20 protein-coding genes are annotated in these 26,430 nt (G+C 54.3%); all 20 read right to left on the bottom strand.

The window, feature by feature from the left end:
- Positions 1-45: 45 nt before the first annotated feature.
- The 20 genes from E9954_RS18005 to E9954_RS17910 all read right to left on the bottom strand — a co-directional run bounded on the left by E9954_RS18005 (position 46) and on the right by E9954_RS17910 (position 26,255).
- On the bottom strand, positions 46-720 hold the full coding sequence (locus E9954_RS18005) for an ABC transporter ATP-binding protein (protein ID WP_136080682.1): 675 nt from the start codon (positions 718-720) through the stop codon (positions 46-48).
- A gap of 4 nt (positions 721-724) precedes the next feature.
- Entirely contained in the window at positions 725-2,011 is a 1,287-nt protein-coding gene (locus tag E9954_RS18000; protein ID WP_136080681.1) for an ABC transporter permease, read from the bottom strand.
- The gene (locus tag E9954_RS17995; protein WP_136080680.1) at positions 2,008-3,207 is read right to left on the bottom strand and encodes an FtsX-like permease family protein; all 1,200 of its coding nucleotides are present in this window, start codon (positions 3,205-3,207) and stop codon (positions 2,008-2,010) included. The genes E9954_RS18000 and E9954_RS17995 overlap by 4 nt, the downstream gene beginning before the upstream one ends.
- Entirely contained in the window at positions 3,194-4,288 is a 1,095-nt protein-coding gene (locus E9954_RS17990) for a hypothetical protein (protein ID WP_136080679.1), read from the bottom strand. The genes E9954_RS17995 and E9954_RS17990 overlap by 14 nt, the downstream gene beginning before the upstream one ends.
- Positions 4,289-4,414: 126 nt before the next feature.
- Complete coding sequence (locus E9954_RS17985; protein ID WP_136080678.1) at positions 4,415-5,272, bottom strand: substrate-binding domain-containing protein; 858 nt, start codon at positions 5,270-5,272, stop codon at positions 4,415-4,417.
- Positions 5,262-5,996, bottom strand: coding sequence for an ABC transporter ATP-binding protein (locus E9954_RS17980; RefSeq protein WP_136080677.1), 735 nt, complete (start codon positions 5,994-5,996; stop codon positions 5,262-5,264). The genes E9954_RS17985 and E9954_RS17980 overlap by 11 nt, the downstream gene beginning before the upstream one ends.
- Positions 5,993-6,847 carry an ABC transporter permease gene (locus E9954_RS17975; protein WP_136080676.1) on the bottom strand — a complete coding sequence of 285 codons (855 nt, stop codon included), beginning with the start codon at positions 6,845-6,847 and terminating at the stop codon, positions 5,993-5,995. Before E9954_RS17975 ends, E9954_RS17980 begins: the two co-directional genes overlap by 4 nt.
- Positions 6,844-7,599 (bottom strand): molybdate ABC transporter substrate-binding protein, encoded by a 756-nt coding sequence (gene modA, locus E9954_RS17970; protein ID WP_136080675.1) that lies wholly within the window; start codon positions 7,597-7,599, stop codon positions 6,844-6,846. Before modA ends, E9954_RS17975 begins: the two co-directional genes overlap by 4 nt.
- A gap of 114 nt (positions 7,600-7,713) precedes the next feature.
- Positions 7,714-9,372 (bottom strand): hypothetical protein, encoded by a 1,659-nt coding sequence (locus E9954_RS17965; protein WP_136080674.1) that lies wholly within the window; start codon positions 9,370-9,372, stop codon positions 7,714-7,716.
- A 116-nt stretch (positions 9,373-9,488) separates the two neighbouring features.
- Positions 9,489-10,412 carry an NAD-dependent epimerase/dehydratase family protein gene (locus E9954_RS17960; protein ID WP_168442378.1) on the bottom strand — a complete coding sequence of 308 codons (924 nt, stop codon included), beginning with the start codon at positions 10,410-10,412 and terminating at the stop codon, positions 9,489-9,491.
- Positions 10,413-10,540: 128 nt separating this feature from the next.
- Entirely contained in the window at positions 10,541-11,887 is a 1,347-nt protein-coding gene (locus E9954_RS17955; protein WP_136080672.1) for a sulfatase family protein, read from the bottom strand.
- 24 nt (positions 11,888-11,911) lie between these two features.
- Positions 11,912-14,191, bottom strand: coding sequence for a GH36-type glycosyl hydrolase domain-containing protein (locus tag E9954_RS17950; RefSeq protein ID WP_136080671.1), 2,280 nt, complete (start codon positions 14,189-14,191; stop codon positions 11,912-11,914).
- Positions 14,188-16,323, bottom strand: coding sequence for an MFS transporter (locus tag E9954_RS32630; RefSeq protein ID WP_168442377.1), 2,136 nt, complete (start codon positions 16,321-16,323; stop codon positions 14,188-14,190). Before E9954_RS32630 ends, E9954_RS17950 begins: the two co-directional genes overlap by 4 nt.
- A gap of 22 nt (positions 16,324-16,345) precedes the next feature.
- On the bottom strand, positions 16,346-17,008 hold the full coding sequence (locus E9954_RS17940; RefSeq protein ID WP_168442376.1) for an SGNH/GDSL hydrolase family protein: 663 nt from the start codon (positions 17,006-17,008) through the stop codon (positions 16,346-16,348).
- 17 nt (positions 17,009-17,025) lie between these two features.
- On the bottom strand, positions 17,026-18,618 hold the full coding sequence (locus E9954_RS17935) for a glycoside hydrolase family 38 N-terminal domain-containing protein (protein WP_342793785.1): 1,593 nt from the start codon (positions 18,616-18,618) through the stop codon (positions 17,026-17,028).
- Positions 18,615-21,359, bottom strand: coding sequence for an alpha-L-rhamnosidase-related protein (locus E9954_RS17930; RefSeq protein WP_136080668.1), 2,745 nt, complete (start codon positions 21,357-21,359; stop codon positions 18,615-18,617). Before E9954_RS17930 ends, E9954_RS17935 begins: the two co-directional genes overlap by 4 nt.
- A gap of 69 nt (positions 21,360-21,428) precedes the next feature.
- Positions 21,429-22,442 carry a LacI family DNA-binding transcriptional regulator gene (locus E9954_RS17925; RefSeq protein ID WP_136080667.1) on the bottom strand — a complete coding sequence of 338 codons (1,014 nt, stop codon included), beginning with the start codon at positions 22,440-22,442 and terminating at the stop codon, positions 21,429-21,431.
- A gap of 145 nt (positions 22,443-22,587) precedes the next feature.
- Complete coding sequence (locus E9954_RS17920; protein ID WP_136080666.1) at positions 22,588-24,609, bottom strand: helicase HerA domain-containing protein; 2,022 nt, start codon at positions 24,607-24,609, stop codon at positions 22,588-22,590.
- Entirely contained in the window at positions 24,599-25,156 is a 558-nt protein-coding gene (locus E9954_RS17915) for a hypothetical protein (RefSeq protein WP_136080665.1), read from the bottom strand. Before E9954_RS17915 ends, E9954_RS17920 begins: the two co-directional genes overlap by 11 nt.
- 757 nt (positions 25,157-25,913) lie before the next feature.
- Positions 25,914-26,255 carry a hypothetical protein gene (locus tag E9954_RS17910; protein WP_136080664.1) on the bottom strand — a complete coding sequence of 114 codons (342 nt, stop codon included), beginning with the start codon at positions 26,253-26,255 and terminating at the stop codon, positions 25,914-25,916.
- Positions 26,256-26,430 lie beyond the last annotated feature (175 nt).

Below are 26,430 nucleotides of genomic sequence, written 5' to 3'. Positions count from 1 at the left end.
AGCGCAATTTCAATAATAGAACCGCGAACGCGGGGACAGTGCGGCTTACAACTGGCCGCCGTTTTGCGATACAAGGCCGCCGTTGATCATTTGCAGTGTCCGGGCTGAGCCAATACCCTTCGCGCTATCGTGAGTCACCAACAACACCGACCCGCCCTCCGCAGCAAAGGCGTTGAGGGCCTTTAAAACAATCCCGCCGTTTTCGGAATCGAGATTGCCGGTCGGCTCATCAGCCAGCAAAAGTTTAGGGCGGCTGAACAACGCACGGGCCATCGCGGTGCGCTGGCGCTCTCCGACGCTGAGCTGGGCCGGAACATGGTGAGCGCGATGCTCCAATCCAAAACGAGCCAGTAGATCCTGAGCTCGCAGGGCGGCATCATCGGCAAATTGAACGACCGATGGAAGCATGACATTTTCAAGCACGCTCAGATAAGGTACGAGGTGAAATTGCTGAAAAACAAACCCGATGGTTGACGCGCGCAGCGCACTGCGAAGGGACGGGGTGGATGCGTACGGGTCTGTTCCGCCGATAGATACGGCGCCCTGCGTCGGACGTAAAAGCGTTCCGGCGGTTAGCAGCAGCGTGCTCTTGCCGCACCCGCTCGGCCCCCGAACAACAACCATCTCTCCGGACTCAACGGCGAACGACACATCATTCAGCGCAACCACCTCACCCTGCGGTCCATTGAACACCTTGGTGACATTCTCAAATTTCAGCATGGAGTCACTCCTCTCTTAAAACATCGGCAGGATCGGTCTGCGCGGCAATAAGCGCGGGAATCCAGCCGGCAACCATCATCAGCACAACCGCGCCGACCATTGAAATCAGTAAACTGGATAAACTCCAGACAGAGGCTGCATCATCCGTTGGAAAACCGGCCATACCGGTGGTCCTCGCGTCGCACAGTAGCGCCGCAGCAACATAACCAATCGCTCCGCCTGCGGTGCCGACCATCAGGCTCTTACCGAGAAACAAAAATAAAATTGAATGTGTGCGGAAACCGATAGTGCGAAGCATGCCGATTTCAATGCGCCGGTCGCGTACGTCGCTGAAGGTGAGCAGGCTGATCCAGCCGCCGCACAGCAGAAGCATAAGCGGACTAAGAAGTGCGGCGAAGCGCTGGCGCTGAAGCTGAAGCTGGCGCTGTTTCTCTGTTTCCGCATCAAGCTGCCGGGCAGTTTCTTCTCCGGCGCGAATACGTGCTTCAGCGCGGGCAATTACCTTGGCGCCCATCTCAACAACCTGCGTGCCGGGCAGAATACTGACGACTTCACTGCGAACCTGATCCAGCATATTCGCACCGATACAAAGACATTCAAGCGCCAGCAGGGAGGAGATTTTGCCCTGCATCCCAAGCAGTTCCTGCGCGTCTTTCAGGTGAATCCAGGCCGTGATGTCATCTTTGCTTCCGCGCTCTTTGTGCAGGCGGTAAGTCTTAAATTCACGCCCCATCAGTTTAACAGTCCGGTTACTGGAAATGCCGAGAGAATGGTGCAGTTCATAACCGAGGACAATGCTTCCCTCCGGCACCGGTTGAATCAGCGACGCACGCGGATTTTTGAAAAGGGCGGTTGCTTCACCACGCGTGCCGATCAGCACAATCGTGCGTCCGGTTTCGGGCCAGACAATCCTCTTCTGCAGCATCGGCAGAATGTGCCGAACGCTGACTATGCCGGATTTAACCAGCTTTTCGCCGTACGATTCTGGCAATGTGAAGCGGCTCTCCTGGTCAATGTGCCACTGCTTTAGATCAACCTGTTCCGGCAGAATGAGCAGATTAAAACCCAGCTTCAGTGTGGCCTTGCGCATTTCATCACGCAGAACGGCCCCGGTTTCGGCGGTCTGCTTCTCCCGTTCTGCCAGCAGATTACGGGCCGCGCGATCATGCAGACGCAACAGAGTGAACGCGGCAGTCAGCGCAGCGGCGGCAATGGCAACAGCCAACAGCGCGGCGAGCGTGCGGCGCGGACGGTAAAAAAGCTCACGGCGGATCAGTGTGAAAAGTTTCACGGGTCACCTCTCAGAATATCAGCAGGATCACGGTGGACGGCGCGCCAGACGGGTCGGAAGCTTCCGGCAAGTGCAATCAGGAGCGCACACGGAAGCAGCAAAGCAAAAAGTTTAACTGACATCCCGTGCGCCACAATGGTGCTGATCAACAAACCGGCCACCCCGCCCAGCAGTCCGAGCAGTGCCGCACGCATCAAAAAGACCGCAGCAACATTGCCGGACGAAAATCCGAGCGAACACAGCGTGCCGATTTCCGTCATCCGGAGCGCGGTGTTGTCGGACGTCAGCAGATAAATCCACGCGATGCAGGTCAGAAGAATGACTGGGACCAGAATACCGAGTGTGCGCTGAACCGAATGGCGCATCTGTTCCCGCATCATCTGTTCATTCGCGATTTGCGCAGCGCCCTTCTCTTCGACCAGCCGGATCGCAGCAACTTTCGCGAGCACTTCGGAGCCTTTTTCAACAACCTGCGTGCCGGGAAGAATCCCCCCGACCTCTTCGCGGATTCGTGTAATATCGCGCCATGCGGCCCGGCATTGCAGGGCTCGAATTTCACTAATCTGCCCCGGTTTACCAAGAATTTCCTGCGCGGCAGTCAGCGGCAATGTTAATGTTACATCGTCTGCAGCAGCTTCCTGAGGCATGACGTTGCGGATGGTAAACCTCTGGCTCATCAGCTGAAGTGTATCACCACTTTTCAATGAAAGTCCGCGGGAGATTTCGATGCCGATGTCAACCTGCCCGGCAGGAACAGCCTCACTTCCGCCGGCTCCGGCGAGAATGACGGTCCATAGTGTTTCGGGCCAGCGGATTTTCTGGCGCAAAATCGGGGTCAGTTTCTCGATAGTGACCAATCCGCTTTTTTCCAATGTCTGGACATAGGATTCGGGCATGGTGCGCGAGGCGTAATCATCACCGTACCAGTCGGCAAGATTCTGCCCGGCAGGCAGAATGATGATATTGAACCCGAGGTGCCCCATCGCGCTGACGGTATCAACCTGAAGCCGCTGAATCTTTGTTTCTAGTTCCGCCTGTCTGGCGGCGAGTATTTCGCCGGCACGCCGGTCGTACGCTCCGAGCAGAAGCAACGAACCGCTCAGCACGGCAGTGGCCAATAGCACGGAAAGCACGCCCAGCAGAAAGTTCCCCCGGCGGTGCAGCAGCTCACAGACAGTCAGTTTAAAAAGATTCATGATTACGGTTTTTACGCAGCAGCATCCATGTGGCGCCGACAAGGCCACCCAGCACGATTACAATAGATATACCGAGAACCGCTCCGAAGAGACGATGCCCCGCTTGTTCGGCTGTTCCAAAAGTGCGGTTGGCCGCTCCCGGCAGAGCACCCATCCCGGCGGACGGACTCGTGAGCGGCGGCAGTTCAGCATCAAAAACATACTCCTGAGTAATGCCGCCAATCCAATCAACCGGAATAAACAAGTCAAACCCGGGGTTGAGCTCTTTGACCTCGCAGGAACAAGCCCCGATTAGAAACTCTGCAACATCCCTGATATATTCCCCGGCAATCAGTTCATCCATCATCAAAACTGCACCGCGTCCCTGCCCAAAAACGGGAACAACAACCGGACCGGATTGCGCCGCCGCTTCCGGAAAAAGACGAGTGAGTATAGCCATCAAAACCGCCTCTTGCGGATCATCAGGATCCACTTCAAGCACAGAAAACATAAGTGCCGGGACTTCGACCCCTGCCTCTTTCGCCAGCTGAAGAAAATCCTCATTATAAACGATGCTTTTTCCCAGCGCACTCAATTCTTCATCCAGCAGATCGCGAACCGCCCTGTTTTCCTCCGGATACTTCCCGCGAAACAACAGCCAGACTGCGGCATCTCCGCCAAGCAGACGGGTGGCGGTTTCGAGGCGGGCGGGCGACATTATAATCCGGTTAAAGGCGTTTACTGAAAGTTTATCATTCCACACTGCCTCATTGTTACGCGTAACAGATGGATAAAGAAGGGCGACAGACGGGGCACCGCGACAGGTCGAAATCTCAGCCCAGACAAGTGCGGATAAATTAGTGACTTTTGAAACTTCAACTTGTTCAACAACAAGCGGAGGATTTCGGAACCCATAGCGTTCGTATTGCCTGAATGCCGTGACGGCCTGCTGTTGATCTGCAGTCAGCTCTTCGTCCGTAAAAATGATCAGACGATACGGATCGGCCTCCCATCGCTCAAGCGCGAAACGGAACATAGGCGTACTGCAAGCAACAGCAGCCGATGCCGCGCCGGACAGCAGGACTGCAAGTAGAATTTTCATTGGTAAAGGCATTGCTCTATTTGTCTTTCATTTGCCTGCCTACGAAGCAGTCTGGACGGTGCCAGACGAAAATGTGCCGAGCACATACCAGACCCACATTTCCACACCTCGCACTCCTCTAAAAAATTACAAATTGACCCTTTTTCCCTCTTTATATTCCTGTTTGCGTAAGTCTGCAGAAACACCAAAGCCATATTCTTCAAGAATTCTTTTAGCCCGGAAAGAACTGACAAATCGCATGAATTTGTCCACCGCTTCAAGTTGTTTGGAGCATTTCAGCGAGCAGATAGTCACCCGGACGGGCGTGAGCTTGTAGGATTTTCCGGTGGCACTGGTAACCGCATCGACATACGGAACCGGTAGATTTTCTGTGATCGGAATACTGTCGAGCTTGTCGCGGCGCAGAACGGCCACGGCCTCCCAAACCAGTGCGGCGTCGGCACTTTTCATAGCCACCAGATTGGCAACATAGGATCCACTGCGATGAATGACGATGTTTTTCTGTTGGGTCAATGCGTTCAAACTCATCCCGGCGGTCCTGAAGATAGTGGGCAACAGGCGGCCGAGGGTGGAAAGCTTGTAATCGGTCAAAGCCAGTTCCACATCGTCACGGGCAAGGTCGTTTAGTGTCTGAATATTTTTCGGGTTGCCCTTCTGAACGATAATGACGGGATAAATTTCGCCGAGGGTCCAGCCGTTTACGGCCAGCCCTTTGCTCATGATGATGTCGAGGAACGGATCGTGGCTGACATAGAGATCGCCTTCGGCTTGCATCTCGATATTGGCCAGCAGTTCACCGGAGCCCGCAGAGTTAATTTCCACTTTCTTCCCGGTTTCGGCTTCATAGGCCTTAGTCAGTTTTTCAAAAACCGGGCGCATGGTTCCACCGACATGGCAGAGCAGAGGCGATTCCGTTTTTTCTTTCGGTGAACAGCCCGCCAGAATAAGGGCTGCGAGCAACAGTATTCCCACTTTATATTTCATGGTTCAGCCTCTTTCCATTCGTTTTAAATAATCGTTGCACGGCTTCGTGGCCGCTTTCGCTGAGCAGTTTACTGAGAACGCCGGATTCAATCAGCTGCCCTTCGTGCATCACTCCGACACGGTCGGAAACCTGCTCGGCTTCGGCCCGACTGTGGCAGACATGCAGCGTGGCGACATTAAACTTCTTCTGCACACGGCAGAGTTCCGCGCAAATTTCGTAGCGGGCAGGTTCGTCCAGTGCGCAGACCGGCTCGTCAAGAATCAGCAACCGCGGACGGCAGGCCAGTGCGCGGGCAAGCGCCACTTTCTGCCGTTCGCCGCCGCTGAGTCCGCGGATTGCCCGGTCGAGCAGTGGTGTCAGCCCCAGTGTTTCAACCGCTTCGGCCATCTCCGCCGCCACCCGGTTGAGCGGCGTGCCGCGCACGGTCAGTGGAAAAGCAATATTGCAGCGTACGTTGAGATGCGGAAAAAGTCCGCCGTCTTGCGGAACATAACCGATCCCGCGAAATCGCGGTTCGAGCGCGGTGACATCATCTCCGCAAATGTATATACGTCCCGTTTCGATTCGCGCCAATCCGCAAACCGCTTTGAGCAGCAGGCTTTTTCCGGAGCCGGTGCGACCCATCAGGGTGAAATATTCTCCTTCGGCGATGGTCAACGAAAGTTCGCCGACGCGGAACATACCCGCATGCATCGAAAGTCCGTTGATTTCAAGCGCGTTCATGAGCGATCCCTTTCCAGAAAGTGGATTGCGCCAAGCCCGATGCCGATGAGCACAAGCATGATCAGCGCAATCGCCAGCGAGACCTCGATGTTACCGACGCTCAGTTCAAGCCACATCATCGTCGGCATCACCTGCACACGCGAGCCGGTGCCGACAAAAACCATTAGCGGGCCGAACACGCCGATCCCGCGCGCCCAAACCAGGATGCACCCCGCCATCACACCGGGGCGCGCCAGCGGCAGCGATACTTTCCAAAACGCCTGCCATTGCGAGCAACCGAGCGTGCAGGCCACCTGCTCTAATTCACGCAGGCCTGTGTCGAACGCGGCCTTCACGGAGCGAATGCCGTACGACATGGAAATGACATACTGGCAAAGCACAATACCAATCCACGAGACCAGCGAAATGCCGCCCCCGCTGAGCGCCTGTTTCAGCGCATTCCCAACACCAAAACCGAAAAAGGCCAACAGGGAAATGCCAATCACTATCGGCGGCAGAAAAATTGGAACATCGACCAGCGTGTTGCAAAGCGAGTGGCCGGGGAAGCGGTAACGGCTCAAGGCGTAGCCTGCGGGCAGGGCGGTCACAATCACCAGTGCCAGCGTCGTAAGCGATGTAATCAAGCTCAGCCGCAGCGCGCGCAGAATGGATTTGGCGGTAAACAGTGTCCAGATTTCGCCCACCGAAAACTTTTGTTCCGCCAGATATATCACGTCAGCGGCAACCAGCCCGGCCACAATCACCACGCAAAACAAAAGCATTCCCATACACAGCACGGATAGCAGATTGACGCGCGGACCGACCATTTTCAGCCGTTCCTCCCGCATTCGAACTGACGGTTTTTTCTTCACTTTGTTTTTTCAACTCCCGCAAATCCCGTCTGCACAAAAATCTGCTGACCTTCCGGTCCGGCCATAAACTGAATAAACGCCTGAGCCGCCGCCGCATTCGGGGCGGTTTTGATTAGCGCACAATTGACCATCGAAATTTCATCGGGCTTGGCCTCCAGTTCAATCACCTCTACGCTATCGGCCACAGTCGCCGCCGTAGAAGCCCAAACCACTGCCGCATCTGCGGCATTCATCTTCACCCAAATCGCCAGCTCATTGACGGTCAATGACTCCTCGTCCACCACATGCTCCCAATCCAGTCCGGCGCGATCCAGCATCAGTTTACTGAGTCGTCCAATCTGACAAGCCTTGGGATTACCCATTGCGGTTTTCACATCAGGGCGAGTCAGGTCAACCACGCTCGTGATGTCCTTCGGGTTGCCCTTGGCAACAATCAAAACAGGAATCAGCTGAGCAACCGGAACTGACTCTTCGACCAGCCCCGCCAACTCATTCAAGCGATCAACATACCAGACATCGGCGGGCAGGAATAGATCGGCTGAAGGATCTTTCTGAACACGGGCAAGAACCACGCCGCTTCCGGCATAATCCACCTCGATCTCCATGCCCGTCTGTCGAGAGAATCCGGCTCTCAACACTTCAACGGCATCGCGCAGACCCGCCGCCGCATACAGTGACACCGTCTTCGGCTTCGAGGAATCGCACCCCGCGCTCAGCATCACCAAAATCAAAATTCCTGCCTGCATTTTCATATGCGCCCTCCACCCAGGATTTCTTTGCTCACAATTAAACTTTTTTGATCCTTCGCTAAAAACCCAATTGGTTTCAAGATAACATGGCACTATGGCACCAGATCCCGATAAATATTAGTCTGCAAATAATTTGACCAGCGGGATTTCGACGATCGAAACCGAGCGCGGAGGCAGCGTGGTTTGCAACCGGTCATCTTCTGCGCTTACTTCCCGGTCTATCTCCTGAGCCACAATTTCCCAGATGCCGCCTGATTCGATCCGGCCCTGCATACAATGACTCACGGCATTCCCTCCGACTGTCATTCCCTGCAGGTCGATTGTGATCCGTCGGTCGTTTTCAAAATCGCGGTTGATCACATGCATATAAATTCGGTCGCCAGTTGCAGTTGCTACAATATCAAGCAGGGCGACCTGTTCTGCCGGCTGGATGTTTTCGAGACGAACCGGCTGGTTGAAATATTCAAGGCCGTCCATTTCCACCCGCAGGCGCCGACTGCCGTGGCAGCGTCCATAGAACGCCGTCATCTGTCCGGTGGGAGTCATAACCGCTTTGTGTTTGGCTTCGGGATCAACGCGAACTGCCATGATTCCCCACTCGCTGCCGACCAGCATGGACTGGAATCCCATCTTAAGTTCTCCGCCGCTGCGCAACATGGCGTTCAGCATACCTGCGGCACCCACGCCGCGCATATAGGCGGATCTAAACACCGGATTGCCGGTTTCATCGCCCCAACCGTTCCAGTTCCATTCGGTCATGGCAATCGGCCAACCGTGCCCTACCGACAGAGAAAAGGCACGATCGTTAAAGACCGATACGCCGTTGCTGTCAATATCGGGCACACTGATGCAGGCACGCCAGACATCTAAATCAGTCAGATCTTCCCATCCGCATTCCTCACCGTTCTTCGAGATGCTTTTCACACCCCACGGGCGGTAGTAGTGAACTGCAACGTACTGCACGACCTCCTTCAGGCTCTGATCCGCGAGCAGCATATCGACGAAAACAAAATCGTCATCATCCCAGACCTGACCGTCTATAATCAGTTCAATGGATGGATCGACCTGCCTCATAGCTATGGCGAAAGCTCTGATGCACTGCTTAGTCCACTCGACCTGCTCTGGCGTATTGATGATGCCGGTCTGTTTCGCGATGGATCCGGTCCATCCGGCCCATTCATTGCCGAGTTGAAAAATTCTGACTCCGAACGGTTCGGGGTGTCCGCTGGCGGCGCGCGCCGCCGGCCAGTCAGGCATGCCACAAGGAAGGTCGGCACCAACCGGCGCATTGGCGTAGGCCACCAGACCGGCGGCCAGCTGCGCAGCTTTTTCCAGAGAATATTCCTTCCAAACTGCTGCTCGAAAGTTCACCACCAGCATCGGCTCGGCCTTCAGGGTTTCACAGTCCGTCAGGAATTCATAGAACCCGTAGAATCTTCCAATGGGCCGTTCTTCATCCTGTCCGGGAACATTATCGATAAAATCAGGCCAGTGTCGTTCGCAGTGCTGAATGGCTGACCCGCCTGGAAAGCGAATGATTGGAATGTTCATCTCATCCAACAGGCGCAAGACTTCGGGCTGCAGGGAATGGGTGCCCGGAATCAACCCCGCTTCAGGGCCCGGTTCCCCTGACGCAGGACGCTCCATAAACTGGCCGAACAGGCGATGATCCACCTCGTTCAGTGTTTCGTTATAAATCCGAACCACCGTCACACCACCGATTACACCCCCTTCCTGAGAAGGGAATCCGGCGCAGGAATTCACAAGCAAACTCATCAGACAAACAAAAAAGGTCCTTTTCACTTCTGTATTTAATCACATCCCCCCGCTGAAAATCAAAAGCCCCTCCCTGCAAGCACATGCACCGGCAGCAGCCCTCAGTCAAGCCCTTCTTAAAGATCGGATGATTCCGGAACGGTGATCAGATACTCCAGCGTTCCCTGTATTTCCGGCCAGGCATCGAATTCGAACCCGAAGTGGTTTTTAATTTTGTCGAGTTTGTAAAGTTTGGGTTCGTCCTTCTCCGGATTCGGAAGAAGCACTAGATCGCACTTTGATCCGGCGATACGGATCGCCGCTTTGGCAATCTGTTCGTGTGTATACCAGATCTTTGACAGCACAAAGTAGATCTCCCGGTTCATTGAACCGTACAGGCAGGCGTTGACGACGCACGCCAGATCCTGAACCGCGAGATACTGCGTGCCCGTGTTCTCCACAATTTCGACCGGCTCATTGTCCCGAATACTGCGCGCAAGCTTCGTAAAAATATCGTTCCCGTGCATGCGCACTCCCTTCACCGCCGGCCTGCCGAAAAAGGCACCGGGGCGGACGATATTGCAGCGCATGTCACAGCGATACGTCTGGGCGAGAAGGAAAAGTTCTGTGGCTCGTTTTGACGCACAATAAAAGTCAAACGGCGGCTCCATCGGCTTCGAGATCATCCCCTCATCCATATCGCGGCGATACTCACCAAGCGCCGCGGTGGATGATACAAACACAAACGATTTGATGCCGACTTGTGCGGCAAGTTCCATCAGCATCACACACGGGCGCGTATCATTGTCGAGCATCGTCCGAGCGGAGTCTCCCCATGTGAGTACGATATTGATGCAGGCATCGTGGCCGGGAAGCGCCTTTTTAAGCGCTTCTTCGTCATAATAGCTGCCGTTCACCAGCTGGACACCGGACATGGTTCTGTACGCCGGGATCGCATCTGCATGGCGGCTGAACAGCGTCACCTCGTGACCCTTTTCAAGCAGCTGCGTTGTGATATGCGAGCCAAGCAATCCGGTTCCGCCAACAATAAAAACCTTCATGGAAACTCCTTTTTTGAACCCCTCCCGGCGAACAATCCCCGGGAGCCGACTGCGGAAAGAATAGAACACGTCATCGCGTTCACCCGATGCGGTCATATCGGTGATGATCGCTGTGTATCAACAGTATATCATTCATTCGGAGGAGTCGGAAATATTCCGGTCGGGAACGGGTCGCCGGTCTCCTGCATCCATGCATCCAATCTGGCGGACAGTTCCACTTTGATTTCGGCATAGTCCGGATCAGCTACGCGGTTGCAGGCTTCCCACGGGTCAAGATACAAATCGAACAGCTCCTCGTGCCCAAGCGGACGATCAAACCAGCCGATCTTTTCCATCACCCGAGAACTGGGTCCGTCTGCCCGCATAAGCGGGCCGACGGGCAGATGACGGCGAACATATTTATAGCGCTCAGTGCGGACCGCACGCAACGGTTCTAAATTCCCGTGATAGGTCTGCTCCATAAACACAGCCTCATGCAGCGCCTCGACCTGCCCGGCAATGAGCGGCAGCAGGCTGTCGCCTTCCAGTTTCTGCGGAACCTTCATCCCCAGCAGCTCACACAGGGTCGGATAGATATCCAGTTGCGTAACCATGGGCTCCACCACTTTCCCTCCGGTGAACGGTGTATCCGCACCCTTCGGCCCGCGAATCATCAACATCACCTGAGTCCCTTGCTCCGATAGCGTCTTTTTACCGCCGGCAAATTCAATTCCATGATCCGTTGTTATGATCACCAGCGTGTTTTCCTCCAGCCCGTTATGCTTAAGTGCGTAGAGAACCCGGCCCATGTATTCGTCCATGATCTGTACGCCTTCGCGGTAACTTTCCATGTCTTTGCGCAATTCCGGCAGGTCGGGGAGCCACGGCGGCGGTGCCGTATAGCGGTAATCCAGTTTGTCGGGATCGTAATAACGGGTTTTGGAAAAGCGGTCGCCGGCGCCGTGGAGGTTGAGTTCCGGGCGAGGAATGTTGTCGCGATGCGGCTCGTCGATACCGACGGAAAGGAAGAACGGGCGCTCATCCTTTCGAGTGGCTAGAAACGCTTCAACCTTATTGATAGTTTCTGGATAAAACTCCCCGTCCTGTTCGCGAACGGGTTCCTCACGTTCCAGTACGCGCTCATATTCGATCTCAGGGAAATGCTCCGCATGATTGCCCTCGTGCTGCGCACCGGCGAGCACGGTTTGGTAACCCTGTTTGTTCAGCTGATTGACCAGATGCTTGCCGTAGTCATCAAACACCCAGCCCTGATGATTGCCCGGAAGTCCATACATTCCGATCTGATGAGGATACTGGCCGGAAAGAAGCGCGGCTCGGCTCGGCCCGCAGGTTGGCGCAACGCAGAAGGCTTTGCGAAAAAGGACACTTTCGCGGGCGAACGCCATCAGATTCGGAGTCTCAAACGGAAACCCATAAGGCTGCACATAGCGGCCAGCATCGTGCGCGTGAAGGTAAAGAATATTCATCGGTTTCATAATACGGGTTCTCCTGTAATTTATCTAGATTATCACATTAACTTGATGGCTCCCGCCATCGGCAGTAAGAACGTTCCCATCCGTCTGTTTGCCATCCACGGTAATCTCGGTCGCGCCCTTGCAGCGACCGGCACTGTTATCGAGCGTGATGTGGAACACGGTGCCGCGGAAGGTGCGCTTGACCGATGCTGCTTTAATTTTAGCAGGCAGGCATGGGTCGACCAGCAGGCCATCGTAGTGACGGCGTGCGCCTAGGATCCACTCCACCATCAGCATGGTGAACCAGCCGGCAGTGCCGGTGCGCCACGGGTAGCCGGAACGCCCCTTAACGAACGGAACCTGGCTGTAGTAGTTGTTATAGGAAAACGGTTCGCACTCAGAATTGGAAACCGGATTGTACGGATTGTCGGGCGTGACCTTTTCAAAGGTGCGCCAGGCATCGTCGGCCCGCCCCATCATGCAATCAGCCACGCCTTTAAAGCCTGCCCCGTGATTATAGCAACCGCCGTTTTCAGCACAACCAGACATGCTGTTGGACATCTGCCCAATACGCGGATCGTACCGGCTGAATCCCGGCGCGCAGATCTGAAAACCCCGCTCCGTTTCAATCAGCTTGTCAACCGATTCCATACACTGCCGGGCGCGGTCTTCGGGGGCGATTCCGGAAAGCACAGCCCAGCTCTGGGTATTCATAAAAATACGCCCCTCTTCACTCTCGGAAGAGCCGATGACATAGCCGTCGGCGCAGAGGGTGCGCGCGTACCATTCCCCGTCCCAGGCAACCTTATTGAGTCGCGCGGCAAAGGTGTCGTAAACTGCCTGCGCAAAGGCGGCCGTCGCGTCGTCGCCTTTGCGCTCAGCCAGCTCGGCGAATTCCTTCATGCCGAAACAGAGCTGCATGGTGACCATTACCGACTCACGGTCGCCCGCCTCTTTGGTGGCCTCCAGCCCGTCGTTCCAGTCGGCGTGATGCTGGTCGCACAAGCCGTTGGCACCGAGATCAGTGGAAAGATAGCGCATGGCGCGCAGCATATGATCCCACACGGTTCCGGATTCATCGGACTCAAAATAGGGCACCACGGCGTCTAGCAGCTCCATGTTGCCGCTCTCCTTGATGAGCCAGGAAACCGCCAGAAAAATCCAGGCAGGCTTGTCGGAATAAACCAGCCGGTTAAGCGGGCGAAAACCATGCGGCACGCAGCCGTTAGCATATTGCGAGGCGAGCGAGCGCAGCAGATTGGCTTCGGCGGCTTCGTAATCACACAGCGCCAGCGCGCAGTCGCACTGCAGGTTGTCACGGAATCCGGACTTGTTAATCAGATACGAGTAGAGTTGCTTTTTAACAAAAATGTTCAGCAGGCCGTCCCAGTTTTCATTGCCGGTCTTCACCGTGAAGGCGTTCGTCCGTTTTTCCTCGGCAGCTTCCTGCTCTATGCACCAGCAATCGAGCGTTTCCTCGGAGGCCTCGGCAAGAATAGATCTCACTTCGTCGGTCGAGGCAGCCTGCCCGAGCAGAAAGTCGGCGCGCCCTTTGCCCCCCGCCAGGACGTTGATTTTCACCTGCACCAGACCGGCACAATCAGGACCGATGCCCGACCGGTTATCAGCATTCCATCCCCAGATAATTTTCGGGGTGCTCAAGGAAAAATCAGAGCGGGTGAAGTAGTCGCGGTAGCCGCTGGCTCCATGATAGTTGTTGAGTGTCAGGACAAATCCCTTGAACCGGTCCGTCGGCACGTCGGCATTGCGGTTGATCACCAGAACCCCGTTAATCTCGGGATGGATTTCAGAATAGTTGTCGCTCCAAACCTTGCGCCCCTCGGAATCGCAGCCATCAAGCTGGAACCGGGCGTACATGAAGATAGAAATCTCTTTGTCTTTATCGGTGGTGTTCTCGATCCAGACGGTGCGCGCCTCCATCGCATGTTTTCTCGGCACAAAGACGCGTTGCTCCACCTTGAGCCCCGCGCACTCGCCCGTCGTGACAGTTTTAGCAGGATAGTAGCGCGTAACAACGTTATCGACCGTTTGCGGGGCGGGTTCACCACCAGGACAGAAGACCGCGCCGGACTCCTCATCGCGAATGTAGAGATATTTGTCGTCATGCTTGACCAGCGTGCAGGTGTTGCCCTGCCCGTCACGGCACCATGTCAGTCCGTCACCGATGTTGGTGATTTCGGAATAGATCTCGTGCTCGCCGATTTCATTACAGTGCAGGTTCACCCACTTGCGAGGCGGCGTGGCGGTCAGCTCAAAACACGTATCCTCTTCGATAAATCGTCCATATTTCCCAATTGTACTCATTCATTAGCTCCTGCTCTTTCGGCCTGATGGCGGCGATGCAGCTCCGATTTGACTTCTTCCACTTTTCTGCGAGTGAGCGGATATTTCCACAATACGACCAGGCAGATGAGCAACATGCCGGCCGGGATGAACGAATCCATTAGGCGCAGGCGGAAGATCGTGTCGGGCAGTTGCCGATACTCAAGGGAAGGATCGATGCCGGCAATCGCCAGGGCCACACCAGCAAGAATTGGAACGAAGGTTCCTACAATTTTATTCATAAAGGACATGACCGCGCCGAACATGCCCTCACGTCGAAAGCCGTTCTCCAGTTCGTCCATATCCGTCACGTCAGCCATTAACGTCGGCAGGATGGTGTAAACCGAGATGATCCCCACGCTGTAAAAGAAGGGAAGCACAATCTGGTATTCCGGATGATCCGGATTCATGCACCACCACTTAAGCGCCGCGCCCGCCGCCATCCAGATAATGCCGAAACGCAATGCGCGGTGTTTTTCAAAACGACGGCAGGCCGTATTGATGAGCGGAATACAGGCCATGCCCAGAACGGAGGCGATCATGGAGATGGCTCCAACGATCTTTGCACCGGAAAGCGCGGAGCCCATCACCCAGTAGACATTGAGATAGAAGTTGATGAGCTGAAACATTCCGGTCGTCAGCATCACCAGTGCATAGAGCGCGAATATCCGGAGGAAATGAGGGTTTTTTGCCAGCTGCCACATGGTGACGAAAATGTTGATCTTTTCCTTTTTCACGGTGCTGATTTCGGTTCGCTCGCGAACTTTCCAGAAGAGCAGAACGGTCGTGCAGATTCCGACAGATCCAATCGCCGCCGCGACCCAGAACAGCCCGTCAATGGCATTCGCAAACCAGAGGGAAAAGCAAAGCGCGGGAATCCATGGCATCAGCAGGCGTGTAGCCTGATCGATAAAGCCGCGATAGGCGACCACCCGAGTGCGCCCGTCGTATGAGGGACAGAGTTCAATCCCCAGCGCATAGTAGGGAACCGAATTGACGGTGGTAAAGAGCGCGAACAGGACAAATACAATCAGGATAAAAACAACAAGCTTTTGCTGCGCCGCATTCTCCGGTGCCTTGAAGGCAGCAATTCCGTCCGTAATTTTTGCCCAGGAGCCTTTTTTCTTTGCGGATCGTTGCGGAGGCGGAGGCGGATCAATCTCGAACAGACTCAAGGGCTCCAGACCTGCCGTCGCGCACAGAATATCGGCCCGAGCCTGCGCCGCTGCGATATCGCCCCACTGCGGGGCTGTGGAGTCTGCGGCAAAGGCATCCAGCATATAGCGCGACAATTCAACGGTGGCAATCGCCTGGCGATGCGCCTTGTTCATTTTTTTCAGCAGCTGGTCGGCGGTGGTGAATTTACCCTCCGCAAAATCCACCCGTCCCTGAGCCGCAATCAATTTTTCTTCGAGTTCCGGAGACTCGGCAAACTCCGTACGGATCGTATCCAGTTCCGCCTGCTTGTCCTCGACCTCACCCTTGCGTCGGGCGACATCTTCCACCAGCGCATCCCGGTTCTGCTCCATCTTCTGAATGGCTTCTGCACAAGCCACTTCTCTTTCTGACAGAATCCCTAGCATTTTTAAACGTATTTCGGGTTCAGCCGTCTCGATTTGCTCCCGAATCTTTACGGCGGACTCTTGCGCCTTGCCGGCAGTCACGACCGCCTCATTCGCGAATTTCTGAGCCTCCATTACCGAATTGCTCGACAAATGCCCTCCTCGGGGGATAAAGACGCAAATCGCGATCAGAAGCAGCATGCGAAGCACCCCGCCGACCAGAATAAAGGGGCGGCGGCGGCCCCAGCGCGTGCGGGCATTGTCGGTGATATAGGCCATGATCGGATCGGTAACCGCATCGATCAGGGTGCGAACGCCCAGAATCAGTCCGAGCAACATCGGATGCACATGCATGGCGATGGTCAGGATCTGCTGGAAATAGATAAAGAACTGATTGGAAGCAGACTCTTCGATATTGCCGAATGCATAAATAGCCACCTCGCCCCGCTTGGCATCCTGCGGTCCTACACATCCTTCGGGAAGACCGGGCTCATCCTTCAGAGCGTTCCTCTCTCTGTGCACCTCGTTAGTCTGGGGGGTTTTTTTCGTCATAGGGTCACACTTTTTTCGTTTTTTAATTAGCCGATAGCGCCGTATAAACCGATTCTGCGATCAGCATCTGTCCGGCGGAATTGGGATGTACCGGTTCGTTCGGAAAAAACCGGGAGGGATGCTGAAGCTTGAAGTGCTCTTGGAAACCCGCATGCATACGAACATGCAGGGTGTTGTATTTTGCACTCATCGCGTTCACCGTTTCCAGATAGCGCGGCAGGGTCTTAAGTACCCGGCTCCGGTAAGAGTCCGGCAGATCCTGCCCTTCGTCCAGTCCGGCAAAAAACGGATCAATAAAAAGCAGCTTTGTGTCAGGCAGGCTTTTCACGGTCAGCGCCAGCAATTCGTCATAGTATTCAGCAAATTTTTCGGGGGATTGCAGTACACTCTCGTTACTGAGCCAGCGGTTACAATCGTTGATGCCGATTTTGATCGACAGCCAGTCCGGACGGTAGGAGAGCGCATCATCAATCCAGCACGAGCGCAGATCCTCCAGCGTGTTCCCGCCAATGCCTGTGTTGATGACGTGAACCTGCTTTTCCGGATCCCGAACCGCGAGCATGTCGGCAATCATCTGCACATAGCCGCATCCAAGCGGACGATGCTGTGGCTCGAGCCGCCCGCAGTCGGTGATGCTGTCGCCGATGAACAGAATGATTTGACCACTTTTCAACTGTGTTTTCACCAGTCCCCCTCCTCCGGTTAATCTTTATTGGTGGCAACCTTTGCAGACACGGTTCCGTGTGCTTTCCCGCCGGAAATGCTGCCGGGGCGGATGCCCTTCATTCCGCGCGAATCGAGTTCATCAAAGATTTGAACGAGCAGTTTTTTGCCGTGCTGAACCCGTTCAGCGTTATCACTATCGACCATTTTGTGAGCATAGTAAATGGCGTGCTGAATCTCATAGCTGTTAAGGTGTTTGATATCCTCCGGATCTTTATCGGTGAAGCGGAAGCCGTAGCGCCAATCGTTTTTGGCCGGCATGACCACCTCTTCCGACTCCGGTAATTTATAACCTTTGACGGCTTCGGCCAGCTCAACGAGCACGTTTCTGGCTTCTTCGATCTCATGGAGGCACCAGTCGCGGTTGAACTCACAGGTGACCTGCGGCGGGGGCGGCCAGCGTCCGTCGGAGTTGGCGGAATTAGTCATGTGGAACCAGAATTTTTCGACCAGCTCTTTGAACTTTTCCTTGTTCTCTTCGGCCTCAACGATGGGTTGATATTTTTCTTTATACTCATCGCGATTGGCCTGCAGGAGCGGTTCCCACGCCCGCGCTTCCGGGGTGTTGGCCCATGCGTCAGCGTAGGTGCGGTGCCACGCAAATCGATCTTCTACAAAAAAGGGTTCTTCGACCGGTTCGATTTCGGTGCAGGCTTCTTTAAAGCCAACCAGCGAACCGATTTTTTGAACGCCGCGAATCAGCGCATCCAGTTTTTCTGCTGCGGTCGGGTCGGTCAGAAAGGTCTGCGAGTAGTCGCCCTTGTATTTGATGAAATAGTACCCGGTGGTTCCGCAATATTCAGCGTCGTCGGCGATGATGATCGTGGCACCCTGCCCATCGCCGCTCCATTTTTTGACGTTTTCGACATACTCTTCTACAGTGGTATTGCCCCGGAAGTAAGAAAGGTACTTCCCGATCAGACGGTCGGAGCGGCAGAACCCGGCAAGACCGGGAACGATGTTTTTGAACGGACGATGCAGGAATTTACAGTTCGGGTCGAGGTCGTACCACGGCAGATGCCCGCCCCAGTTCATGTCGTGAGTTCGATTGCGCTCGGTCCAGCTGTAGTCCTTATCGGTGCAGGTCATGTAGGACTCAAAGTCGAGCGTAAGATATTTGATGCCCGCGCGGGCGAAGGCGTTCGGAACATACTGCATCCATGTGCATTCAGGATTCCAAAAACTTTCGGCGCGCATTCCAAGATGTTTTTCGTAAACACGCTGCGCAAACTCACAAGACCAGTAGCCGTCTTCCTCTGGAATGTTAGCCATGATTGGGTGCGAGTACGGTGCGCCCATGAAGTCGCACTGCCCGCGACTAATGGCGGCCTTCAGCTTTTCAAGCACATCCGGCGTGATTTCCGCCATCTGCTCAATCGTGTAGCCGGAGGCTTCAAACACATATTTTTCATCCGGGTACTTATCAAACCCGTCGATGATGACTTCGTAAGAAGAGCGAATCACCCGCTCGTAACTTTCCGGAATCAGGAAGGCGTAGTTCAGGTTCGCGTGAAAAATGGCCACATACTTGTTCATTAGAGTCTCCTTGGTTTCAACTTCTTCTAAATTCAATACGTCTTGTTATTTAACGTCACTTGGGTGTCAAAGTTCGCAAACGGCAATCCGGGTCCTGCATCAACCACCTCCACACCAGACGGCACAGAAATATCGAGCCGGAAGCTCCCGCCCTCGACTTTCCAGGAAATCCGGATGTCTCCTTTGGCATGCGGATAAACACCCGAACAGGCAGTCAGTTTCCCAGAGGCAGGGCGGATCGCAATCCGCTCCGGATGCCGCAGGTCGGGATGTTTCACCCCAAGCAGCTCTTCGGAAAAATAGACCAGCGGCGCGGCAGACCACCCGTGGCACCGGCTCTCAATGCCAATCAGCCCGGTGCAGTAGTTTTCCCACAGCGTCGGCTCGTCCCAGTCAATCATCAGGCCATACAGCACATCGATAACATCCTCGATCAGCGCATGGCGTCCCTCACGGGCCAGCAGGCGGAAGGTGTAGAAAAGGAAATAGGTTTCCACATGATTATCAAACAGCTCTGCAGCGCCCGGATCAACCAGTTGCGCGCGAAGATCCGCCTCGATCCGCTCAAGCAACGCCGATTTGTGATCGTTCGGAACCAGATTATAGAGCAGTGCGAGGATGTTGACATGACACGAATAGAGATTGCGCGCGTCACCGGCTTCAGTCACCGGGGCAACCGCGTTCAGAGAATGGTTCCAAAACGCCGCGGCATAGTCACGCTGCAACGCGGCGCGTTCGGCGGCCAACTGACTGGCACGTTCGGCTTTTCCCAGCATCAGGGCCATGCGGGCCGCCGCATCAAGTGCGCCGGCATAAAGGGCACTCAACGCGGCTGAAATTCCGCCGTTCCCTCGGGCCGGAATCAGAACGCCCCAGCATAAGAACATCTTCTCTCCGCCGAGCAGCGTCCCCTGACGAATGAACCCTTCGGCATCGAGCGTTTTTTCCACCTCCGGCCACAGCTCTTCAAGCCCGCTCATGTCTCCTGAACGGATTGCCCACTCTTCTAACAGCAGAATCCAAATCAGCACAAAATCGCACAATGCATTCTGGTAGGTGCCGGGACAAACCGCAGGCAGCAGGCCGTTTTTCAGCCGGCAATCCGCATACAAACGCAAGGAACGATGAATCACTTTTTCGTCGGCGCACAGGCCGCGCATCGCCAAATATTGAACATAGTGATCGCCCAGATACATCCCCTGCTCGCGCCAGGGAGAATCGGTGAAGCATTCGGCATAGCCAGCCAGCAGGGTGCGCTCACACAGTTTTACAATTTTTTTATAATTCTCCGGAGCGTCCTCCAGCGGAACAACCCGCTCAGGGGACTGAGTGGTCAGCCGAACCACAGCTTTTTCAAGGCGCACCGTTCCCGTTGACTCGGCGGTAATTTGAAGATAGCGCCCGCCCCGCTCCGGAAACACCTCGATGGCATGCCGTCCCGCCGTCACGAAATAGCGGTCGGTTGAGTTGACCGCATGGTGGCAGCGATAGCTGTCACTTAGCCCGCACAGGCGAAGCGTCTCAGAGTAACTGATGTCGAGGGTCGTGTCCTCGCCGCACTCTACCTCAATCACAGGGTGGCCGGTATACACCGTGTTATAATCCATCACCAAAGCGGCCTTGCCGGTGGATTCCAGCGGAAAGGTGTATCCATTCGATAAATCAACCGGCTCAAATTTTGTCAGCGGTTTCGCCCAACCGTTTTCGCGGGCCGGAAACTGCGAGTCCCATCCGTTTCTAAACGGCTTCAGGATCGAAAGTTCCCTTAACCCATCCTGCGTAAAAGGAACAAGGTTGTGCTTCGAGGGACAGTCAACCGCATCCATTTCATCGGAAACAAGCAGGCGCTCCTCGAGGCCCGGAAGGGCGCGCAATTCAATTCCGGCCTGTTTGGGAATGCCGATCTGATAACCCCATGATTCCAAACAACATTCAATCTCACTGTAGAGCACGTTGACGCCCGGCTTCAGCGTAACCTGAACCGATTCGCGATTGCCGAATCTCTGATCTGCCTCCATCTTCAGCGGCTTGCCGTTCAACCAGTTTCGCCCCCAAAACAAGGCGAGCTCAATGGTTTGCTCTGCCGACGAATTCAGTGTGCAGGCAACAGATATCCATGTTTTCACCCCGTTTTGCGGCGGATCAAACTGGCAGTGAAATCCGCAAACCAGCTCGTCATCGGCCAGCGCGCCGGCTTTGCCCTTAGAAAATGAAACCACATTAAAGGGAAGCATCGGAACGGATCGCGGGGTGGGTTCGGCCCAGACCGGATCGGCCATCACGGTCGGAGGCTCCCACTCATCACCAAAAAATTCCGCCTCCAGCTTCTTCAAATTCAGAATTTCCGTGCGCGGCAGGGCGAAACTGTAAAGCGGCGCAGTCGCCGAGCGCGCATCCGATTTTCGGCAAACCCATTCCCCCGGCGTCGACAAATCAATTCCGGCCCCTCCACCCCAGGCAATAAACCCGCCGGGATTGATATCGATCTGAAAATTTGTATCCCGGACATCGCAAACCTCAACCACAATCCGGTTCGATCCCGCCTGCAAATGTTCCACGAGGTCATAGCTATCAAACTCTGGACGGGATGCATGGAAACGAGCCGGACCATAGCCGATCACCTGATCGTTCATCCACAGGCGGTAACGCGAGTCGGCAAATAGATGCAGTTCAAATGTTGCCGCCCGCCCGGTCAGTTCAAACGAACGGTGGAACAGTGTATAATTGGTTTCAGCGTTTTGCTCAGCCCGCCATATAAATTTTGCAATGTTCGTCATACAGAGACAAACATATCAAGGGTCCCTGTTCTTTTCACTCCCTTTGCCCCTCCGGCTTTCTGAACCGTTTCAATTCAATCGAGGACAGCTTTCCCCTTGAAGCAGCGGCGGCAAGACAAGTGTCTGCTGCGGATGATCAGATAGCCCGCGAACACCATGTCGTATTTTCTCAAACAGAACCCGAACGGCGTAGGGCGGATAGACTTCCAGATTATCCTGATACCCCGCTAGCGGACCCCGCTCCGCTGCCAGTACATGCAGCGCAACATATGCCAGGCCTTCCGGAACCGGGAACCCGCCATCACGCAACGCCCACAGCTCCGCGCCCGAAAATCCGATCACCACATCCGGTTGATATTTCCTCACCCAGGGGATCAGCTCCTCCGCTATCTTGCAGTGCATCAGGGATATCCTCTTGGGAGGAATGCGCTCGGCATGCGCCATCTCGGCCGTTTGGAATGCCAACGTTGCACCCAGGCGTGTGGCGTCGTCCGGATGCAGCGGATCATGCTCCCGCAAACAGACCCCGACTCGTTTATACCCAACCTCCCTCACCCGCCAAAGCAGTTCATAGGTGCTTCGAAACAGACTGCTACGTACAACATCCACGCCTTCCTCAAAAAGACCCTCTTCAACGGAAACGATACAGAAACGGGACCAATCTTCCTGACCTGCAATCAGAGCCATGCCCCGCCCGAGAACCACCCCATCGCACCCGCGCGCATAGAGCGAACGGATGACAGCCTTCAAATCATTTGACCGACGGATATTGCAAAACTCCATCTGTACGCCAAGTTTTTCGGCTTCGCGAAAGGCCCCCTCAAGCCTGCCGCTGCTCGACAGCGTCCCTGCGGTTAACCATGCAATAAACACCGACTTCCGGCTGTTGCGGTTTTGACTCGAAGAAAGCACCGCCGCCGCCGAATTTTTCTGATAGCCCAGCTTGCGAGCGGCAGCCTCCACCCTGATTCGTGTGTCTGGTTTCACCGCCGAAGACCCGTTCAACGCCATAGAGGTAGTCGCAATTGAAACCCCGGCCTCCGCAGCCACCTCTTTCAGTCGAATCACACTCATGGTTGCCATGCTACCGCCAGACTCTTCCTGCAACAACCTATAATTGAAACGATTCAATCGTTCAGAATTAACGCGGAGCCTTCGTCCCCTGTTGATCAATCTGGATCACCTACACTCCACGAAACGCCGCTGACGGGCGTTGAACCAATCGCCGCTATTTGAAATATTCATCCAGCCGATCCCATGAACTGGGATCCATAACATTAAGATTGTTCACATGAATCGTCCCTGCGCCAAAGTCTCGAAGTGTTTTTAGCTTCACTTCATGGGTCGTGCTGAAGCTGATGATGTGGTCGAGGTTTAGAGGGATGAGCTTTTTGATGTTTTCCGCACCGCGGGTGCCGGTTTCGACTTCGACGGCGATGCGTTTGCCGTCTTTTTCTGCATAGAGGTCGATCGCCATATTATTGCCCATGGGTTTTTCGAGTTCGACGGCCCATCCGTCTTTTTCAAGCTGCTTGCGGATTTCGTTTTTCCAGTAGTTGTGGACAAGGCCGCCTTCTTTGCGCTTGGGTACGTCAATTCCGTTGCGTTTCATGGCTTCGCGCATGATTGGTGTAAGATCCAGCAGTACGACTTTTCCTGTTCGGGTTGGGATATCAACCGAGTGGATGATGCCTTTTTCGGTCAGGTTTTGTTTGGCGTGGTTTCCCCGCCGTCGGCTGATGCCCATTCTTGAGTACCGTTTTACCACTCCATCAAACGGATGTTTATGAATATCTTTGAGCAGGATCTCTTCGGTTTCAGAAAGGCCTGTTCCAGTAGAATGTTTCTCTATTCTATGGTTTTCAGGAACAACCTCTGTTTGATCGGAACCGGCAGTGTCATCCGGTTCCGGTGCGGAATCAGTGGAATGGGGCACATAGATTTGTGAGAGGGTTGTGTCGGTAACTGATCCTTTGTTGAGATCAACTTTTGGAATCTGAATTTCAAAGGGATGGATAAATCTCGACTGGAGTTTTACGACGGCATGGCCGATTGGTAAAAGCCCAAGCGTCTCGCGATTCTCTTTGGGGATTCGCATCATCTCAGCCAGCGAGTTGATATCTTTGCTGTGCTTCATATTCAGCGCGATGGTGCAGTAGGTGTTTCCCAGCGCCGGCACGGAGATCTGACTGGGATGCTGATCGACCAATACAATGGATTCCCCCAGCTCCCGGATTTCTCGCATTAGCAGATCAATGACGGTTTCTTTGGCTGCGTTGCTGAGAATGTTGTGCGCCTCTTCGATAATGATGCAGTGCTTAAAGGTTTCCCGGTCGGGTTCGAGCATCCGGCAGTGATGGATCCAGACCATGATGGTTTCGATCAGAAAGGTTTTTTCGTTTTGCGCCAGCGAGTTGAGTTCCAGGCAAATATTTTTATCCAACAGTTCCTGGATACCGGTTTGGGAATTGGTGTTGATCACATCGGAGATCTGTCCGAAACATAAACTCTGTACCGCCCGCATGGTGGAATCCAGCCACATGGCCTTCCGGCCTTTCACCGGCATCTTCTCCAAAAATTCAAGAACATCCTGCAGGGTCGGATAGCGTTCCGGCTCATTCGTATAGCACCCGAATTTTGAATAGACTGCGTCGATGGCTTCCAGAAGAATGAACATAACCCCTTCTCCCAGAAAGTAGGCATGTGAGATGATCTCAATCAGCTTTTTCAGCCACACTTTCATGTCGGTTCCCGGTGGCGGGATCAGCGGGTTGAAGTGGAGTGGATGAGCGGGTCTCCCGACGGTGTAAACTTCCAGTGGAACACCGTGCGCCAGCAGATCCCGGTAGTTCCGTTTCCAGTCGAAAATCAGGAACGGTTTTTTGTGCCGCACCAACTCTTTAATGAGCAATGCAACCGTGTTGGTTTTCCCGGCACCGCTCCGCCCGAAGATGGCCATGTGCTGGATGAACTCATCCTCCCGAATTCCAAAAGGATGCATGATCCGATCATAGGAAAGAACGTTGCCAAGCTCATATGGCCCGGCAGCATCCTGTTCAGGGGGAACCTGCAATCCGTTCTCATCACGAAGCGGATCTTCTCCATATTTCTGCTGGAGCTGCAGCTCGATCAGCGACTCCAGCTCACGCTTTCCAATGCCGTCCGATAGCTGATACTGCCGCCATAATTTCAGCGCCTTAATCTGGCCGATATGGACAGCAATCTTTTTGATCGACTCCTCAAAGGTCATCGTCCATCAGCCTCTTTTTCCGTCGTTCATCGGCGTAACCGGTCCATGAATCAAAGATACTACCCAGCAACCGGTTGGTGTCCCGCCAGCAGGCAACTTCTTCCGCTCTTCGCTCCTGGCCACATCGTGCTAATTGCTTCTCCAAATCGATTCCTGTTTTGGAACATCGTCCGGCCATCACCGGCAAGCCGTCCAGATCATGAAGCGCGGCTTGAATCCGGGTTTCCTGAAACTGAACATCATTCAAAATGCTGTATGAGATCGTATGGCGTGCTTGCAACTGTTTCATCAGGCAGTCGATGTGATCGCCATGCAACAGCATCCGGTCCGCACCAAAATCCAGTGGCTCAATCTGGCTGGCATTATGACTATTGAAAATCTTCTCGGCCAGCCCGTCCGGTTTCCCGAACGGCTGTTTCGGAGGCGGGATATCCCGGATGATTTCGAAGGCCGGTCGGCCGGGTTCAACGTGATACTGATACGCATCTTTTTGATTGGGTTTCTCCGGAGCATACCCCGGGAAATACCAGTTATAGTTTCCTGTCATTTTACTACTCACCAGTAGACAGAAATCATCCGGACTTTATAAACCTTTCGCTTTTCCCTCCTGAAAGACCGGCAACGGCCATTGGAACAGTTGCGCACATGCATAGTTTGTTCACGGGTTTGTTCACGACTTTATTTTAATTCACATTCCAACTTAACTTCCTCATTACCAACATGTTCACACCTGAACAAACCCCTCACCTGATTTTCATCACTTTCCTCTCTGGATTTCTTCTGGAATCCCCCATTTTCCTTCCTGCTCATGCTCTGCCATGCAACACTCTTTCCCCCGGGGCGAAGCCCCGGGACTCCGTCCCTTTCCATGCTTCAGCTTACACCCATCCATCATCCCGCCGGAGGCGGGAGTTCCCCTCTTATCCCACCTCCCCGATCTCATGAGCTTTGCTCATGTGATCGATAGATCCATATACCGCGTCAGCGGTGATTCATTTACGACCGAAGGGAGTTGGAGCCGTCCCGCAGGGGTGGCGACCCTTGCCCAACGGGCAACCCGCCTTATTTACTTTCTTCCCACATACTGATGCCCTCTCTGACTCGCATTACCCGACTTGTATTCTTCTAACTATTTTTCATCCTCATCCGGCACATTTGACTCAACCTCATAGTGCCTAAGTTTCCGCTCCAATGTTCCTAACTTCTGGAGCTACATCGGAATCAATCCTCACTTTTTACTCCGTCATTTTCATGCTATTCCCCAGCCTGCGGCAGTGGCCGCCCAATAGGCCAAAGGCCTTCGCCTAAACCTGGCTGGCCAGACTGCCCCGAAGTTCTTCGGGCAGCGTTTTCAACCATTCTTTTGCACTGACTGACTGCTCCATTCTTGTGCAGTATTTTCTTCGGTACAATCTCTGCGGCACCGGCTCAGCACACATGATTCGAGCCATTTCTGCGGTCTGCGCTGCTTCCGCCATTTTCATCAGCTCGGCCTGTATTATTTTCCGTTCTTCATCATCCAGTCTGGGGTGGAAGCCAAAGTATCCAAGTACGGACTCCTGATCTTCCACATCGAAAACATCAAACGGAAATTCATCCTGCACTTTGATGTAGCTGATGATTTGATTCACTTTCGTTTGGTTCATTATTTATACCTCTTCGACGCCCGTCTTTGCGGGTATCTTTTACCCCCGTAAAAGAGATACCCGCCGATGTCGTGAGGTCGGTTATGAACCATTCGAAAGTTACTTCTTCACCTGTCTGATTCATCGGTCATCTGCCTCTTTTTTCGAGCGGCATCTTCGGGCAGCCGACCCCTCG

It is taken from the genome of Pontiella desulfatans, from assembly GCF_900890425.1.
GTDB lineage: Bacteria > Verrucomicrobiota > Kiritimatiellia > Kiritimatiellales > Pontiellaceae > Pontiella > Pontiella desulfatans.
This window is presented reverse-complemented; position numbering and strand designations above follow the sequence as displayed.